At 68.2% G+C, this 16,361-nt stretch carries 15 protein-coding genes and 1 pseudogene; 9 read left to right on the top strand and 7 right to left on the bottom strand.

The genetic code is table 11. The features are described from left to right. The first annotated feature begins 170 nt into the window (after positions 1 to 170). The 3 genes from ASG95_RS07240 to ASG95_RS07230 all read left to right on the top strand — a co-directional run bounded on the left by ASG95_RS07240 (position 171) and on the right by ASG95_RS07230 (position 4,667). Entirely contained in the window at positions 171 to 2,465 is a 2,295-nt protein-coding gene (locus ASG95_RS07240) for a LuxR C-terminal-related transcriptional regulator (RefSeq protein ID WP_200961886.1), read from the top strand. Between the two features lie 170 nt (positions 2,466 to 2,635). Beyond that, complete coding sequence (locus ASG95_RS07235; protein ID WP_057377026.1) at positions 2,636 to 4,339, top strand: glycoside hydrolase family 13 protein; 1,704 nt, start codon at positions 2,636 to 2,638, stop codon at positions 4,337 to 4,339. Next, entirely contained in the window at positions 4,332 to 4,667 is a 336-nt protein-coding gene (locus ASG95_RS07230) for a hypothetical protein (protein ID WP_157581793.1), read from the top strand. Before ASG95_RS07235 ends, ASG95_RS07230 begins: the two co-directional genes overlap by 8 nt. Before the next feature lie 198 nt (positions 4,668 to 4,865). Here ASG95_RS07230 and ASG95_RS21230 read toward each other — a convergent pair whose 3' ends face one another. After that, positions 4,866 to 5,015 (bottom strand): hypothetical protein, encoded by a 150-nt coding sequence (locus ASG95_RS21230; RefSeq protein WP_235543542.1) that lies wholly within the window; start codon positions 5,013 to 5,015, stop codon positions 4,866 to 4,868. 148 nt (positions 5,016 to 5,163) lie between these two features. On the opposite strand from ASG95_RS21230, the gene ASG95_RS07225 reads away from it, so the two are divergent. Then, a complete protein-coding gene (locus ASG95_RS07225; protein ID WP_057377024.1) occupies positions 5,164 to 5,907 on the top strand; it encodes an SDR family oxidoreductase in 744 nt (247 codons plus the stop codon). Between the two features lie 23 nt (positions 5,908 to 5,930). Here ASG95_RS07225 and ASG95_RS07220 read toward each other — a convergent pair whose 3' ends face one another. Then, positions 5,931 to 7,148 (bottom strand): MFS transporter, encoded by a 1,218-nt coding sequence (locus tag ASG95_RS07220; RefSeq protein WP_057377023.1) that lies wholly within the window; start codon positions 7,146 to 7,148, stop codon positions 5,931 to 5,933. A 63-nt stretch (positions 7,149 to 7,211) separates the two neighbouring features. Here ASG95_RS07220 and ASG95_RS20795 point away from each other — a divergent pair, with 63 nt between their 5' ends. From ASG95_RS20795 to ASG95_RS21760, 3 genes are read left to right on the top strand one after another with little or no spacing between them, the layout of a single operon-like run. Then, positions 7,212 to 7,841 carry an ABATE domain-containing protein gene (locus ASG95_RS20795; protein WP_082592409.1) on the top strand — a complete coding sequence of 210 codons (630 nt, stop codon included), beginning with the start codon at positions 7,212 to 7,214 and terminating at the stop codon, positions 7,839 to 7,841. A gap of 51 nt (positions 7,842 to 7,892) precedes the next feature. Then, positions 7,893 to 8,048, top strand: a complete 156-nt coding sequence (locus tag ASG95_RS21765; RefSeq protein WP_200961338.1) for a DUF6131 family protein — start codon at positions 7,893 to 7,895, stop codon at positions 8,046 to 8,048. 47 nt (positions 8,049 to 8,095) lie between these two features. Beyond that, a complete protein-coding gene (locus ASG95_RS21760; RefSeq protein ID WP_056923668.1) occupies positions 8,096 to 8,305 on the top strand; it encodes a DUF6582 domain-containing protein in 210 nt (69 codons plus the stop codon). Between the two features lie 27 nt (positions 8,306 to 8,332). On the opposite strand, the pseudogene ASG95_RS22335 reads toward ASG95_RS21760, so the two are convergent. Next, positions 8,333 to 8,488, bottom strand: a pseudogene (locus ASG95_RS22335) (ANTAR domain-containing protein); the annotation flags it as partial. A 301-nt stretch (positions 8,489 to 8,789) separates the two neighbouring features. On the opposite strand from ASG95_RS22335, the gene ASG95_RS07205 reads away from it, so the two are divergent. Then, complete coding sequence (locus ASG95_RS07205) at positions 8,790 to 9,422, top strand: hypothetical protein (RefSeq protein ID WP_057377021.1); 633 nt, start codon at positions 8,790 to 8,792, stop codon at positions 9,420 to 9,422. Between the two features lie 6 nt (positions 9,423 to 9,428). Here the strand turns inward: ASG95_RS07205 and ASG95_RS07200 are convergent, their stop codons facing one another. The 4 genes from ASG95_RS07200 to ASG95_RS07185 all read right to left on the bottom strand — a co-directional run bounded on the left by ASG95_RS07200 (position 9,429) and on the right by ASG95_RS07185 (position 14,865). Beyond that, positions 9,429 to 11,690: an alpha-L-rhamnosidase gene (locus ASG95_RS07200; RefSeq protein WP_057377020.1), complete on the bottom strand. Its 2,262-nt coding sequence runs from the start codon at positions 11,688 to 11,690 to the stop codon at positions 9,429 to 9,431. Between the two features lie 90 nt (positions 11,691 to 11,780). After that, positions 11,781 to 12,614 (bottom strand): carbohydrate ABC transporter permease, encoded by an 834-nt coding sequence (locus ASG95_RS07195; protein WP_056923671.1) that lies wholly within the window; start codon positions 12,612 to 12,614, stop codon positions 11,781 to 11,783. Further along, on the bottom strand, positions 12,611 to 13,576 hold the full coding sequence (locus ASG95_RS07190; RefSeq protein ID WP_082592408.1) for a carbohydrate ABC transporter permease: 966 nt from the start codon (positions 13,574 to 13,576) through the stop codon (positions 12,611 to 12,613). The genes ASG95_RS07195 and ASG95_RS07190 overlap by 4 nt, the downstream gene beginning before the upstream one ends. Continuing rightward, positions 13,570 to 14,865: an ABC transporter substrate-binding protein gene (locus ASG95_RS07185; protein WP_057377019.1), complete on the bottom strand. Its 1,296-nt coding sequence runs from the start codon at positions 14,863 to 14,865 to the stop codon at positions 13,570 to 13,572. Before ASG95_RS07185 ends, ASG95_RS07190 begins: the two co-directional genes overlap by 7 nt. Positions 14,866 to 15,147: 282 nt before the next feature. Between ASG95_RS07185 and rhaI the strand changes: the two genes are divergently transcribed. Further along, positions 15,148 to 16,314, top strand: coding sequence for an L-rhamnose isomerase (gene rhaI / locus ASG95_RS07180; protein WP_057377018.1), 1,167 nt, complete (start codon positions 15,148 to 15,150; stop codon positions 16,312 to 16,314). Positions 16,315 to 16,361: the final 47 nt, after the last annotated feature.

The following is a 16,361-nucleotide window of genomic DNA, read 5'->3' as shown; positions in this document are numbered from 1 at the left end:
AGGTCGCGGTGCTGCCCCAAACGATGTGCGCCAAACGACGTAAGGATCGAGCGCCAGAGCGGACCTAGACTGAGTGGACCCCTGCGGCTCAACCGGCGGGGTGAAGGGTTCGGACGGCCATGGCACGTGCGAAATCAGCGGCGAAGGCGCCTGGCTCACTTCCCGCCGAGATGACCAGCTTCGTCGGGCGGCGACGCGAGCTGACTGAGACCCGCCGTCTCCTGTCCGCCAGCCGTCTGCTCACGCTCACCGGCATGGGTGGTGTCGGAAAGACCCGCTTGGCGCTGAGGACGGCGGCCGACCTGCGCCGGACCTTTCCTGACGGGGTCTGGTTCGTCGAGCTCGCCTCGCTCCACGACCCGCAGCTGCTCCCCCACACCGTCGCCAACACCTTGGACCTGCGACAGGTCTCCGCGAACCCCGCCGCCGACCTGGCGGAGTACCTGGAGGACAAGCGGCTGCTGGTGGTGCTCGACAACTGCGAGCACCTGACCGATGCCTGCGCGGTGCTCACCAGCAAGCTGCTGGCCGCGGCTCCCGGGCTGCAGGTCCTGGCCACCAGCCGACACGTCCTCGGGGTCGAGGGGGAGCAGATCCTGCCTGTCCCACCGCTCTCGTCACCGGACGAGGACGCCACGGAGACCCGGGAGCCCCGACGCTATGAGTCGGTGGCGCTGTTCCTGGACCGCGCCACCGCCGTGACCCCCGACTTCCAGCTCGTGGACGCCAACCGGGCCGCGGTGCTCGAGCTGTGTCGGCGCCTCGATGGGATTCCCCTGGCCATCGAGCTGGCCGCGGTGTGGCTGCGGACCCTCACCCCCGCACAGATCCTCGAGCGGCTCGAGGACCGCTTCGCGCTTCTCACCTCCGGGCGGAACGCCGCGCCAGCCCGCCAGCGTGCCCTGGACACCGCGATCGGGTGGAGCTTCGACCTCTGCTCTCCTGCCGAGCGCCTCCTCTGGGCGCGGCTCTCGGTGTTCGTCGGAGGTTTCGACCTCGAGGCCGCCGAGGACGTGTGCTCGGGGGGCGGCATCGTCCGAGACGATGTCCTTGGCCTGATCGCGGGTCTGGTCACCAAGTCGATCATCACCCGACAGGACGGTACGAGCCAGGCATCGTCCCGCTACCAGATGTTGGAGACCCTCCGCCAGTACGGTGCTGCGCAGCTCGTCGAGTCCGGGGACGCGCCGGACATCCACCATCGACACCGGGACCACTACCGCTCACTCGCGCAGCAGTTCGGGCGTGAGAGCTTCAGCGCGCTGCAAGCCGACTGGTTCCTGCGGCTGAGGCGCGAGCACGACAACGTGCGAGCCGCCATCGACCTGTGCTTGGAGACACCGGGCGAGTCCTCCGCCGCGTTGGACATAGCAGCCCCCCTGTGGAACTTCTGGTTTGCCGGCTTCCTGCGGGAAGGACACCGCTATCTCGTCCGGGCGTTGGAGGGTGCCACGGCGCCGGACCTCTGCCGCGCTTATGGGTTGTGGGCTGCGAGCTACCTGTCCATGTTCGCCGGCGAGTTCGACCGGACGCACACGATGCTCGCCGAGTGCACGGACCTGGCCGAGCAGTTCGACGACGAGCTGTTGCGAGGGCGCATCGACGAGTGCCGTGGCCACGCGGCCATGTACCAGGGGGATCTTCCTGGCGCCTGCGTGCTCTTGGAGAGCGGGCTCAGTCGATTCCGCGCGGTGGGCGACCCACTCGGCGAGTTCGACACCTTGCTCCTGCTGTCGGCCGCCGCGTTCTTCATGGACGACCCTCGGACCGAGGAGTTCAGCGAGCAGGCTCTGGCCCTCGCCGCGCGCCACGGCGCGCTCTCCTCGAAGGCCTACGCGCTATGGAGTGTCGGGATCGTGCGCTGGAGCCAAGGTCGGCTCGACGAAGCTCGCCGAGCGCTCCGCCAGTCGATCAGCCTGTTCGAGCCGATGCACGACCTGACCGGGCTCAGCTTCGACGTCCAGGCGCTGTCGTGGTGCGCCGCGCTCGAGGCCCCCGACGAACGGGCGGCCCGGTTGCTGGGCGCATCGCAGGCGGTGTGGCGGGCCAGCGGGGCAAAGGTCGACGAGACCACGGCATACGGCATGTTCGACCGGCGATCGGAGGACGCGGTCCGCGAAGCTCTCGGTGACACCCTGTTCGAGAAGGCATTCGCCGAGGGTGCCGCCTCTTCACTCGACCAGGCACTCGGCCTGGCCAAGGGAGACGACGAGGGCCCCGACCAGGGAGCCAGCGACGGCGAACCACCCCCAGCTGCCGACGTCGGCACCGCCCATGGACTGACCCGCAGGGAGCAGGAGATCGCGGCCCTCATCGCTCAGGGGCTGAGCAACAGGGAGATTGCCGCACGTCTCGTGATCTCGAGCCGCACAGCCGAGACGCACGTCGGCAACATCTTGAACAAGCTGGGGCTCACCTCACGAGCACAGGTGGCCAGCCGATTGGGGCAGCACTGGCCTCACTGACGGTCGACTACGTACTCGGACGATCTCAGTACCGATCCCCGTAGTTCTCCGGATGCCGCGGTCGTGACGCACGCGGAACTCTGTGGTGCACGAAAGTTAGCGCTCACACCCCGAGGCCCACCACGATGCACAGCCTGCCCAGCACCGCACTCCGCCAGCCTGGCGGACCTGTGCGTCCTGCGCGGCACCCCCACCCGCAGGCCGCCCGCAGCAGCGGGTCGCACAGCGACCAGGGGAACCTCGGCTGGTGGCGCCAGGCCGTTACCTACCAGGTCTATGTGCGCAGCTTTCAGGACTCTGATGGTGACGGCGTGGGCGACCTCGGCGGAGTCCGCCAACGCCTGCCGTACCTGCGCAGCCTTGGCGTCGACGCCATCTGGCTCAACCCGTTCTTTCCCTCGCCCCAGCATGACCACGGGTATGACGTCGCTGACTATCTCGACGTGGACCCCCAATACGGCACTCTCGAGGGTTTCGACGCCCTGGTCCGCGACGCTCACCGGCTCGACATCAAGGTCCTCATCGACGTCGTTCCCAACCACTGCTCGATCGAGCACGCCTGGTTCACTGCAGCAGTGGCCGCCGGACCGGGCAGCCCCGAACGTGGTCGCTTCCACTTCGCCGACGGCCGAGGCGCGCAAGGAGAGCTGCCGCCCAACAACTGGCGCTCCATCTTCGGGGGACCGGCATGGCGGCGGATCATCGAGCCCGACGGCACGCCCGGGCAGTGGTACCTGCACACCTTCGCTGAGGAGCAGGCTGACTTCAACTGGCGACACCCAGCCGTGCCGGCGTACTTCGAGGAGGTGTTGCGGTTCTGGTTCGACCGGGGCGTCGACGGGTTGCGGATCGACGTGGCCCACGGTCTCCACAAGCAGGAAGGGCTGCCGGACCACGACTCCGCCCTCGACGACGAGCTCACCGGCGACCCGAACAACCCCCATGCCTGGAACCAACTGGAGGTGCACGACGTGTGGCGCCGCTGGCGCGCCATCGCCGACTGGTACACCGCTTCCACCGGACACGAGCGCGTGCTCATCGGCGAGGTCGGGGTGTTGGACACGGCGGAGCTCGCCGCATACCAGCGCCCGGACGAGCTTCACCAGAGCTTCTTCTTCGAGTTCCTGCGGACCCCCTGGGACGTCGAGCAGCTGCGCAGCGTGATCGATCGCGGACGGCTGACGGTTGCCGCCACCGGCTCACCCGTCGCGTGGGTGCTCAACAACCACGACATGCCCCGGGTGGTGACCCGGTACGCAGGCGGCGCCCCGGGCGGCCCGGTCGGCGACATCGAGCTGGGCCTCAGCAGGGCTCGCGCCGCCGCCCTGCTCATGCTGGCGCTCCCCGGGTCGGCGTTCATCTACCAGGGCGAGGAGCTGGGTCTGCCGGAGGTCACCGACCTGCCGGAACACCTCCTGACAGACCCCATGTTCCACCGCACGGCCGGTGCGCGCCGGGGACGGGACGGCTGTCGGGTCCCACTGCCCTGGGACTCGGGCAGGGACGCCTTGGGCTTCTCCCCGGAGCCCGCTGCTGCGACCACCTGGCTCCCGCAGCCGGACTGGTTCGGTTACCACGCCGTCGACCGGCAGCTGGAGTCCGGCGAGTCGATGCTGCACCTGTACCGCGAGGCGATCGCGCTGCGCCGCAGGGTGCCTGGCATCACGCAAGGGGAGTTCCGGTGGCTGCCCACCGAGCCGGGAGTGCTGGCCTTCATGCGCGGTGACGGCTTCGCGTGCGTGGTGAACTGCTCGTCCCGACCCGTGTGCATGCCCGTCGACGGTCACGTGCTGCACGCCAGCAAGGCCGAGGTGGGCGAGAAGCTGCCGCCCGACAGCGCGGCATGGCTGCTCGTGAGGGCCTGTGATGAGTGACCGCTTCCGACCCCTGGTGTTCGGCTACATCTGTGAGGGCGCGCTCGATGAAGGGGAGCCCCTCACCAGCGCCGAGACGCGTCTCGAGCACTTCGCCCGCAGCGAAGGGTTCACGCTCGGGACCATTTTCATCGACCGACGCCACGCCGCGCCATCGGCGTTCGACGCGCTGATGCAGCACTTCCGCCGCGGCGACGAGGCCTGGGGCATCGTCATTCCGGACATCGGGCACCTGAGCGATGCGAACCGGCGGGCCATGAGCGCCAGCCAGGAGGACTACACGAGCCTGACCGTCCTCGTCGCCAACGCGTCCTTGCGCTCCCCCTAAACCGGCGGACCTGGCGGTTGAGCCCCCCTATCGCCGCCAGGTCCGCCTTTCCAAGAGTCGCGGCTTGGTGCAGTGGTCAAAGCCGTCTCGCCGGGCAGTAGACGATGCCGCTATCCGCCCAGCAGCGCTCGGGTGCGTATCTCCGCGTGACATCCGGGCGCTTCGCCGGCGGCGCGGGCGCCTGCCCCCCTGGTCAGGCTAGTGGGCGGGCGCACGGGTGTTGAGGCTGAACACCTGGTGCGGCGGCTTCTGTGACAGCTCCAGGCGTCTGTATGCGCTGGGTGTCATGCCGACTTCGGCGAGGAACTGGCGGTTGAAGTTCGCGAGTTGCTGTAGCCGCTCAGTCACGGCGGCTCCCCGACCGGGTCGGCTGGGAACGGCTGGACTCGGGTCGGAACGACATCGTCGCCTGCCTCTCAAGGACACGAGAAAAGTATCGAGAACGCGGGTCGGGGGCGCTTGTCGTGCGTCTCGCCCGCCTCCTAGCGTTCCCCGCATGAGCAGACAGCGCAGCCTGCGAGACACAGTCGTCGTCGTCACCGGTGCGGGTGGCGGGATCGGGGGAGCGATCACCCGCCAGGTCCTGGCGGGTGGCGGCCGGGTCGTTGCGGGCGACCTGCGCCCCCAGTCGTTGGCGACCGTGCAGGCTGAGCTCCAGGACGAGGACCGGCTCGTGGTCGTCCCCGGGGACGTCCGCGACGAAGCCACCTCGGCAGCCCTCATCGAGGCCGGGATCAGCGCGTTCGGGCGGGTGGACTCGGTGGTGGCCAACGCCGCCATCGGCTTCTACGGCGGAGTTCTCGACTTCTCGGCCGACGACGTCAGCCTCATGATCGACGTCAATGTCAAGGGTTCCGTCTGGCTGGCCCGCGCGGCCGTGCGCCAGTTCCGCGTGCAGGGCGACGGAGGCGACATCGTCATCATCGGTTCCGTCGCCGGCCTCCTGATCGGAGGTGGCAAGGAGGCGGTGTATGCCGCCACCAAGGGCGCGCAGATCAACCTGGGTTACGCCCTCGACCGCGAGCTTCGAAGCGAAGGTATCCGCACGACCGTGATCGCGCCGGCCGGCGTGAACACGGCGTTCGCGGCCGCCGATGGACGGTTCGGAGGCGCGGACCCGTCCGAGGGGCAGTTCATGGAGCCGACCGACATCGCCGAGGCCGTCGTCTACACGCTGCAACAGCCGCGGCGGATGCGCACCGAGCTCTGGACCATGTGGAGCATGGCCGAAACCCACTAGCTTCCGTTGCGTTGGGTTGGCGGTCAGCGAGATCGTCCGCCGGCGAGGCCCGCCACTGTCACGGCGCCCAGGGTCAGGGCGCCCAGCGCGGCTAGCACTTGTGTTGGTGGCAGGCCGGCGGTGAGACCGGCGGCTGCCGTGCCGGCGGACGCGAAGGCCACCTTCGTCCCGGCCACGGTGACGAAGACGGTGCCCTGAGAGCCTGCGGGTGCGTACTCGCCTCGGGCCGCGAGGCTGAGCATTGTCTGGGGCGCGACGACCAGGCCCAAGGTCGTGAAGGTGGCCAGCAATGGGGGAAGGCTCGTCCCGAGGAGCGCACCCGCGGTGAGCACCGGGACGAGCCCACCGACCCACATCATCATCCCGCGGGCTGGGTCCGCTCGCAGTGGGTGCACGGCGAGCAGAAGGCCGCCGACAAGGCCACCGCTTCCGAAAGCAGCGGCGATCCATCCGCCGTGGCCGGTGGCGTTCCGTTCGCCCAAGGACATCCCGGCGAGCAACGCTGCCGCGACGACGAACGCGCCCAGCCAGGTGAGTATCGCGACCTGCCTGAGCCGCCGGTCACGCCAGATCGCGGACAGGCCGGACCGAAGACCAGAAAGCGCGGGGGATGTCGGATCGTGTTGGCTTTCGGCGCCCCACGACGCATGACGCGTCCGCTCGCTCCGCCCCTTCACCTGTCGGGTGGAGGGTAGGTGCATGACCAGCCCGGCGCCCAGAAGGCCCAGACCGCAGAGAGCCAGGAGCGCACCGCGGGGCGACACGAGCGTCGCGAGGACCGCGATGAAGGCGGGCGCGGCTGCCCCGGCAAGGCCGTAGGTGAGAGCGTCGAGAGCGCGACTCCGTCGTGCCTGTTCGTCGGCCCGACGTCCGTCGACCAAGCTGCTCAACCCACCGGTGAGCAACGGCCCTGACCCGCCGGCGATCAGGCAGAGAAGGAAGACGACCCCCAGTGGAGCGGTTGCGAGTGCCGTCGTGGCCGCCGCAAGCATGCTCGCAAAAGTGGCTGCGGCGGCACCGATGACCCGTCGCGGGTCGCGGGAGTGGTCGAGGAGGGGGGCCGTGACGAAGCCGAGGACGTGCGGAGCGGTGAGGGCCGCCCCGAGGAGTCCGGCGGTCCGCAGCGGCGACGACATCTGCGAGGCGCTGCACAGGAGCACCACGCCGACGGTGGCTCCCGCGTCCATGGCCCGCACCAGCACGGCCGCTGCCATGTAGGTGGTCATCGTCCTCGAAGGCATGACACTCCTCAAACCGGTTACCTCCACGTTGCCAGACGCGAGGTAACCGGTCAAACTGGTGGCATGTCAATGGCGCACGTCGCTGGGAACGCCGCGCTCGATTTCGTGGGCACTGTGAGCGAGCGGGGCACCCGCAACGAGGAGGGCCTCGACAGCGGCGCCACGCTCGGTCGCTGGTACGTCGAGGCGGGTCTGGTCGACCGCGTTCCCCCGGTGAGCGAGCCAGACTTGAACCGCGCCCGTGAGCTGCGAGAGCACCTGTTCGACGTGGTTACTGCACTCTTGGAGGGGACACCGATACCTGAGCGCAGCCGGCTGGCCCTCAACAGGGTCGCCAGCCAACAAGGGCCCATCAACAGCGTGGGGCCAGACGGCCGACGTGTCCGACGTGGCGATGCAGCAGCCTGTCTTGCGGCCGTGGCCCAGGCCGGCGTCGCTCTCGTCGACCCCACCGACGGCGCCATCCTGAAGCTGTGCGCAGACGACCTGTGCACTCACCCCTTCCTCGACCGCTCGCGCGCGAAGGCGCGACGGTGGTGTGACATGGAGACGTGCGGAGATCGCGCCAAGGTGCGCCGTTACCGCGCCCAGCAGGCGGCGGCCCGATCGCATCGTGACGGCTCTCTCGTCGTCTCTCGGCCTTCGCAAGGGCTGCCCCCGGCTCGGTCAGAATTCGGGGTCGACGACGTTTAGAAGCTCCCGGTCTGGGCACTATCTCTGAAGCCTGAGATCAAGGAGGTAGGCATGATCATCCTCGGCATCATCCTGGTCATCATCGGCTACGTGGCCGATCTCCCCATCCTCATCACGATCGGCGTCATCCTGGCCGTCATCGGCCTGGTGCTGGTGCTGCTCGGCTCGACGGGCCGCGCGATCGGCGGGCGTCGGCACTGGTACTGACCTCGCCGCGGAGTGCCAGGAGGAAAGAACCACGGAAGGAGTCCACCGTGTCCAAGGACCTCAGTGACACCGAGAACCGCAAGAAGCTGAAGAAGTCGTCGTTCGCGTTGCCGGAGCAGGAGAAGTACCCCATTCCGGACATCGAGCACGCGCGTAACGCCCTGGCCCGGGTCGCCCAACACGGGTCGGAGTCCGAGCAGAAGAAGGTCCGGGCGGCGGTCGAGAAGAAGTACCCGAGCCTCAAGAAGGACGACTGACGAGCGAGTCTCGGGCGCGGCCAGGGTCGCCAGCTTGATGTTGTGCTGTTTCGAGTAGCCTCGCAGGAGTCCGAAGGCGACCTCGGCGTCGACGCCGAAGCGCAGCATCAGCGCGCCCTTGGCCTGCTCGATCGCCGATCGATGTGCTGCCGAGGATGAGCTCGGTCGTGGGCGCCTGGTGATCGCTGCCCTTCAGGGGCACGGAACCCACCGTGTCCAGCAACAGCCCCTTGCGTTGACCCCACTGCTACATACCATTGACAGAAGCGCCTGCCCGGACCCGCAGGCCATGGTCGATGGCCATCGTCGGGTCCAGCAGCGCCGCTCAGACCCCCGGCCATCACGGCGACGTCCTGCAAGTTCAGGGGCGCTGGACGTCGGCCGAGGTGGTGCCCCCGCTCGCTCGGGTGGGGGCACTGCTGCGTCAGGGGTCTGGCGTTCGGCAAGCCCTTTCGCACCGTTGACCGAGCCCGAGGAGGACAAGATGGCCGATCCGGCCGACACCTACACCCAGACCCGGCTCAGCCTGCACGCGCTGGCCGAGCTGGTCCTCGCCGGGCCGCGGTTCCGCGAGACCGGCGACCTGCGGCTGCGGGTGCGCCCAGAGGGCATCGGCACCTGGGACGACCCGGTCATCGCGCTGGCCGCCGGTGAGCTGGTCACCCCGCACTCACGGATTCCCCTCAACGGGCTCACGATCTCGGACGCGGCCAAGCAGGCCGGCTGGGAGGCCAGCCCGCTGGACGACGTCTACAGCGACGGTCCCCACGTCCCACCGTCGGAGACCGTGCACCTGGATCCCGACTCGGTCCACGTCATCGAGACGGCCTTCCGACTCGGCGAGGAGGCCCTCCGCGATTTCAGACCCGACGCCGAACGCACCCTCTGGCCGGAGCACTTCGACGTCGCCACCACTGTGGACGAGGTCAACTACGGGGTCTCCCCCGGCGACGGCTACCTGGACCGGCCGTACGCCTACGTCGGCCCGTACCGCCCGGTGACCGGTGACTTCTGGAACGCCCCGTTCGGCGCCGCTCGCCTCGTCGACGAGCTCGCCGACGTCGCCGGGATCGCAGCCTTCTTCACGGAGGGTTCCCGCCTCGCCGCCCGCTCCTGACAAGACTCAGCTGGACGCGGTGAACTGGTGGTCCCCGGCGCCCGCCACCACCCGTTCCGTGCCGTCGGGCAGCCGCACTGTGGCCTCGACGCCCTGAGGCACGGTCATCCGAAGCGACAGCGTGCCGTGGTCGTCCAGGGACCAGTCGGAGGCGATGGTGCCGTGCCTGGTGTCCAGGGCTCCCTTGGCCCAGGTCAGCCCTCCACCCGGTCGTGGCGCGATGAGGACACGGTCGTACCCGGGCGCGAGCGGGGCGATGCCGGCGATGGTCCGGTGCATCCAGTCGGCCACGGCGCCCAGGGCGTAGTGGTTGAAGCTCGTCATCTCGCCGGGGTTGATGGTCCCGTCGGGCAGCATCGAGTCCCAGCGCTCCCAAACGGTGGTGGCACCCATCGTGACCGGGTACAGCCACGACGGGCACTCCCGCTCCAGGAGCAGCTGGTAGGCATCGTTGAGGTGCCCCGTGGACGTCAAGGCGTCGGTCACGAACGGCGTACCGGCGAAACCCGTGGAGATGCGGAAACCGTTGTCCCGCACCAGTTCTGCGAGCCGGTCACCGGCACCCTGGCGATCGGCCTCGTCGAGCAGACCGAACTCGATGGCCAGGGCGTAGACGGTGGCGCAGTCGCTCAGGACGCGGCCGCCCTCGGTGACGTAGTGCTTCTGGAAGGCACTGCGCACCCGCTCGGCCAGGGCCGAGAAGTAGCCCGCGTCGTCGGGGATGCCGAGGATCTCGGCCGTCGCAGCCACCTGGCGCAGGGTTCGGTAGTAGCACGCCGTTGCCACGACGCCGTTGTCCGCCTTCGCCTTGAACGGCTCGTCCGGTGGAGCTTGCGGGTCCAGCCAGTCGCCGAACTGGAAACCCTTGTCCCACAGGTCGTTGTCCGAGAGCAGCCCTTCGACCCGACGGGCGTGCGCCGTCATCGCCGGGTACTGGCGCTCGAGGGCCGCCTTGTCGCCGTAGGCGGTCCACAGTGCCCACGGCACCCAGGCCGCCGCATCGCTCCAGACCGCCGTGCTGTCGGGGTCAGGGAAGTCTGCCGGGATCTCCATGTACTTGAGGACGTCCGGCACGACGAAGGGCACCATGCCATCGGCATGGCTCTGCTCGAGGTCGACGTCGACGAGCCAGTTCGACAGGAAGCCGGAGACGTCATAGAGGTATGCCGCGGTGGGGGCGAAGGCAGCGATGTCACCGGTCCAGCCCAGCCGCTCATCGCGTTGCGGGCAGTCGGTGGGGACATCGAGGAAGTTGCCCTTGAGGCCCCAGACCACGTTGCGGTGCAGCTGGTTGAGGAGCTCGTCGGACGACTCGAAGGTGCCGGTCCGCTCGAGCTCGGAGTGCACGACCACGGCCTCGATCGAGTCCTCGGTGAGCTGGCCCGGCCAGCCCGACACCTCGGCATACCGGAAACCGTGGAAGGTCTTGGTGGGCTCGAAGGTGTCGACCCCCCCGCTGAGGATGAAGCGGTCGGTCGCCTCGGCGGTGCGTAGCGGCCGGGTGCCGAGCTCGTCGCGCTCGAGGACCTCGGCATGGCGCACCGTGATCTCGCTGCCTGCCTCGCCCTGCACGGAGAAGCGGAGCCAGCCGACCAGGTTCTGCCCGAAGTCGACCAGCGTCGCTCCCGCCGGGGAGGTCCACACCTTCACCGGCGCCACGACCTCCTGACGACGGACGGGGGGCCCGAGGTACGGCTCCAGCCGTCCACCGTCATGGGCCACCGCGTGCACCCCGGACCAACCCTCGAGGGCGGCGCCGGGCCGGGTCCAGTCGGAGGACTCCAGGCGGGCGTCGATGGTCTGGCCGTCGTACAGGTCGTTGACTAGCGTGGCGGAGGGACCTGCCTGCCAGGTGGCGTCAGTGCCCACGAGCTGGCGGTGCCCGTCCTCGAACTCCACGTGGAGCTCCGCGAGGCCCGCGAGCTCGGCGCCGTAGAACCCACTCTTTCCACTCCACCCCAGGCGCCCACGGAACCAGCCGTTGCCCAGGGCGAGCCCCAACACCGAGGTGTCCGAGACCAGCGGCGTGACGTCGTAGCTGCGGTAGCGCAGGCGCCACTCGTAGCTGGTCCACCCCGGGGTGAGCACCTCGTCCGAGACGGGAGTGCCGTTGATGGTCGGCTCGACGATCCCGTGCGCCGTGACGAAGAGCGTCGCCCCCACCACGGGACCGTGGCCCTGGTCGAGCGCAAACTCCTTGCGCAGCAAGGGGGCTCCGGCGAAGTCCTCGTCAGGGGCGATCAGGTCCGCGGACCATTCGTGGGTCATGGCTGCCTTTCGGGAGAGCTGTGCGAGCTGTCGGGAGAACGGTTTGGTAGGGATGGTCGGGCGGGCCCTGCGCCCACCCGCCGAAGGGCGTCAGCCCTTGACGGCGCCGGACGTCATTCCGGCGACGATCTTGCGGTTGAAGAAGATGAAGAGGACCAGCGGAGGCAGCGTGACGAGCACGATGTCCATGAAGAGCAGGTTGTACTGCGTGCTGAACTGGCTGAGGAAGTTGAACAGCGTGAGCTGCACCGTGGCGTTCTCGTCACCGGGCAGGAAGTACAGCGGGTTGACGAAGTCGCTGTAGATGAAGACCGAGCTCGTGAGGATCACCGTGATCGTGACTGGCCGAAGGAGCGGGAAGATCACGCGGAAGAACAGGTTCAGCCCCGTGCACCCGTCGATCATGGCTGCCTCGTCCAGCTCCCGGGGGATGGCGGCGACGAAGGCGCGGAAGAGCAGCACGCAGAACGCCATCTGGTAGGCGACCTCGACCAGGATCAGCCCGGGCAGGGTCTTGAACAGGTGCATCTGCTGCAGGACCCAGATGGTCGGCACGACGGCCGGCGGGATGATCAGCCCGGAGATGACCAGGATGTTGGCGAGGTTCGCCACCCGCCCAGGACGGCGCTGGATGACGTAGCCGACCATCGAGCACAGCACCACGAGGATGGCCACCGAGACGACGGTGAGGATGGTGCTGTTCTTGAAGGCCGTGAGCAGCATCCCGTCCCGAGCTGCGAAGGCCTCCTTGATGTTGTCGACGACAGCCCAGTCGGTGGGCAGCGAGAACTTCAGGTCGGCCGACTCGAACTCGTCCTTGGACGCGGTGAGGAACATGAACACGAACGGAACGACGAACACGACCAGGGCGACCAGGATGGCCACGACTTCCAGCGAGACGCTTCTCAGGGTTTTCGTCCTCATGACTCCACCTCCTTCGAGTTGAAGTACCGGAACAGCGGGAAGATGATCAGGGACACCATGACGAAGAGGACGACGTTGCCCGCCGTGGCCAAGCCGTAGAAGCCGGCTTGGTACTGCTTGTAGATCACCGACGCGATCACGTCGCTGCTGAACCCGGGCCCGCCCCCGGTCATCGTCCAGATGAGGTCGAACGACCGGAGGCCTCCGATCAGGGACAGGAGGATGACGGTGAAGGTCGCCGGGCGGGCGAGCGGGAGGGTGATGTTCCGGAACTTGGTCCAGGCATTGCCGCCGTCGACGTCGACGGCCTCGTAGTAGTCCTTGGGGATGGCGAGGATGCCCGCGATGTAGATCAGCGTCGCGAGTCCCACGCCCTTCCACACGTCGACGAGGGCCACGGACAGCAGGGCGAGGCTGGGGTCACCGAGCCAGTCGGGCGAGGTGATGCCGACCTTGCTCAGGACGGTGGCGACGAGGCCGAAGTCCGGCTGCAGCAGCACGCTGAACGTGATGCCCACGGCCACGGTGCTCACGAGGACGGGGAAGAACACGACCGAGCGCAGGAGGCCACGCGAGCGGATCGGGCCGGTCAGCAGGACCGCGAAGAGCATGCCGAGCACCACCTTGAGGCCACTGGTGAGGACCGCGTAGATCAGCGTGTTCTTGAGGCCGCTGACCAATGACTGCTCGGAGAAGAACTGCCTGAAGTTGTCCAGCCCGATGAACTCTGAGTCGAACAGGGTCCAGCGAGTGAGGGAGTAGTAGAAGGCGATCACGGTCGGCACCAGGAAGATCAGCCCATAGATCACCGCTGCGGGCGCGTAGAACCAGTAGGAGTAGGTCCGGGCGCGGAGGTTGCGGGCGCCACCGGACCGGGCCTGCTTCCGGGTGGGCCGACCGGCCCCCGCGTCACCGCGGGGGCCGGTCGTCCGAGTCTGGCTCGGGGTGACGCTGGTTACCATCCCGGCAGTCCCAGCTGCTTGGCCTGCTTGGTCACGTCGGCGTCGTACTGGGCGGCACCGTCCTTGCCCGAGGTCTGGCCGGTCTCGACGGCGACGGTGATCTGCTCCAGCGACGGGCCCTTCACCGGCGACAGGAACTCGAGGGCCGGGGTCGTCGCCTTGGCGTCGATGTAGGCCTGGAGGTCCTGGGCGACCGGCGGTGCGTCAGCGGGCACCTTCGATCCGGTCACCATGTACGGGCCGGTGGGCGGGGCTGCGGAGGAGTACACCTCGGAGCCGGCGGGCGAGGCCACGAAGGCGATGAACTTCTTGGCAGCGTCGATGTTCTTGCTGGTCTTGGGGATGTACTGACCGTTGCCGGGCCAGATGGTGGCGCCGTTCTTGCTCGCGTCGTCACCCGGGATCCCGAAGAAGCCGATCTTGGCGGCGTCCTCCTTCGACAGCGTGCCGACCGGGAAGGTGAGCAGCGGGTACTGGCCCGCCTTGCCACTGGCCAGCAGCTTCATGCCCTGGTCGAAGGTCGTCGAGCCGGCACTCTTGTTGAGCCAGCCCCTGGCCTTCGCCTCTGCGGTCTTCTCGAAGCCCTTCACCGCCGTCGGATCCGTCGCGTACTTGACCTTGTTCGCGGTGTAGTCGGCAGCGAAGCTGGGGTTGGCCGAAGCGACGTTGTGGAAGTCGCCGAGCACGAACAGCTGGGACGTCCAGGTGTCCTTGAAGCTGCCCACCACCGCGGTGAGCCCGGCGGCCTTGATCTTGTCGCTGTTCGACTCGAACTCCGCCCACGTCTTGGGGACCGACAGGCCGAGCTTGGAGTAGACCTCCTTGTTGTAGAGGATCCCGCCACCCATCACGGTGCCCACGGGAGCACCGTAGACCTTGCCGTTCTGCGTGACCGTCGGCAGGAACGCCGGGTCGGTGTCCTTGAGGGCAGGGTCGCCGGTCAGGTCGACCAGGTTCTTCGCCGGGCTGAGCGCCTGCAGGAGCGAACCGGAGTTGTACCAGAACACGTCTGCCATGTCGCCGGTCGACAGCTTGGTCTTGACCAGGTTGTCGCCATCGGCGCCGCCGGGTCGGGACTCCAGCTTGACGGTGATGGTCGGGTTGGCCTTCTCGAAGGCCTCGGCGATCGCCTTGGCCGGCTTCACCGTCGTCTCCGCGTTGTCGGTGAGCAGCGTGATCGTCGTCTTGCCGGACGAGGCCGCATCCCCACCGCCGCCACAGGCAGCGAGCGACACGACGGCAGTTGCAGCAACGACGGTGGCCGCGAACTTTGAACGGGAAATCTTCATGGGTACCTCCACAGCATTGGGGCGCGTATCCGCGTTGGTCTCACGTCGTGTTTTGAATCGCTTCATTTCCTGACGTGGCTCCAAGGTAGGGGCGCCGCCTGGACCTGTCAACCATTCTCCCTCTATTTGTTTCTGCTGTGAATTGCCTTGATATCAAGACTTCCAACCCCAGCGCTCCTCCTGCAGGGCGTTCCCGAGCTCGGCGTTGACGCGCGTCGCTTCTTGCTGTTTACTCCATGCAACTGAAGCGCTTCATTTGCACTCATGAACGGACGGTCAGGCATGAACACCTTCGCCGACATCGCGGACAGCCTCGCCCAACAGGCGATCGAGCTGCCCTCCTGGGCGTTCGGCAACTCGGGCACGCGCTTCAAGGTCTTCACCACCCCGGGCACGCCGCGCACGGTCGAGGAGAAGCTGGCGGACGCGGCCCAGGTGCACCGGCTCACCGGGCTCGCGCCCTCGGTCGCCCTGCACATCCCCTGGGACAAGGTCGACGACTACGACAAGCTCGGCCGGGTCGCCGAGGACCTCGGGGTGCGCCTCGGGACGATCAACTCCAACACCTTCCAGGACGACGACTACAAGTTCGGCAGCCTGACCCACGTCGACGAGCGGATCCGGGCGAAGGCGATCGCCCACCAGCTCGAGTGCATCGACATCATGGACGTCACCGGCAGCCGAGACCTGAAGATCTGGCTCGCCGACGGCACCAACTACCCGGGCCAGGGTGACCTGCGCGACCGCCAGGACCGGCTCGCCGACTCGCTCGCGCAGGTCTACACGCGACTCGGCCAGGACCAGCGACTGGTCCTGGAGTACAAGTTCTTCGAGCCGGCGTTCTACGCGACCGACGTCCCCGACTGGGGCACCTCCCTGGTCCACTGCCTCGCCCTCGGCGAGCGCGCCACGGTCTGCCTCGACACCGGCCACCACGCACCCGGCACCAACATCGAGTTCATCGTCGCCCAGCTCCTGCGGCTGGGCCGGCTGGGCTCGTTCGACTTCAACTCGCGCTTCTACGCCGACGACGACCTCATCGTCGGCGCGGCCGACCCGTTCCAGCTGTTCCGGATCCTCTACGAGGTGATCCGCGGCGGCGGCTACGGCGAGGACAGCGACGTCGCGTTCATGCTCGACCAGTGCCACAACGTCGAGGACAAGATCCCCGGTCAGATCCGCTCGGTCCTCAACGTCCAGGAGATGACCGCTCGGGCCCTGCTCGTCGACCGTGCCGCGCTGCGCGAGGCCGAGCGCGCGGGCGACGTGCTGGGCGCCAACGGCATCCTCATGGACGCCTTCTACACCGACGTCCGCGCAGACCTCGCCGACTGGCGCGTCACCCGCGGGCTGCCCGCCGACCCCATGAAGGCCTACGCCGCGAGTGGCTACCAGGACCACATCGCCGCCGACCGCGTCGGCGGCACGCAAGCCGGCTGGGGCGCCTGAGCCCCACTCCCCCTCCCTGGCTCTCCCCACGTCCTCCCGTTCGACCG

This window comes from Phycicoccus sp. Soil803, assembly GCF_001429685.1.
In the GTDB taxonomy this organism is placed as follows: domain Bacteria; phylum Actinomycetota; class Actinomycetes; order Actinomycetales; family Dermatophilaceae; genus Pedococcus.
Note: the sequence above shows the minus strand (reverse complement) of the source record. Positions and strands in the feature narration are given on the sequence as shown.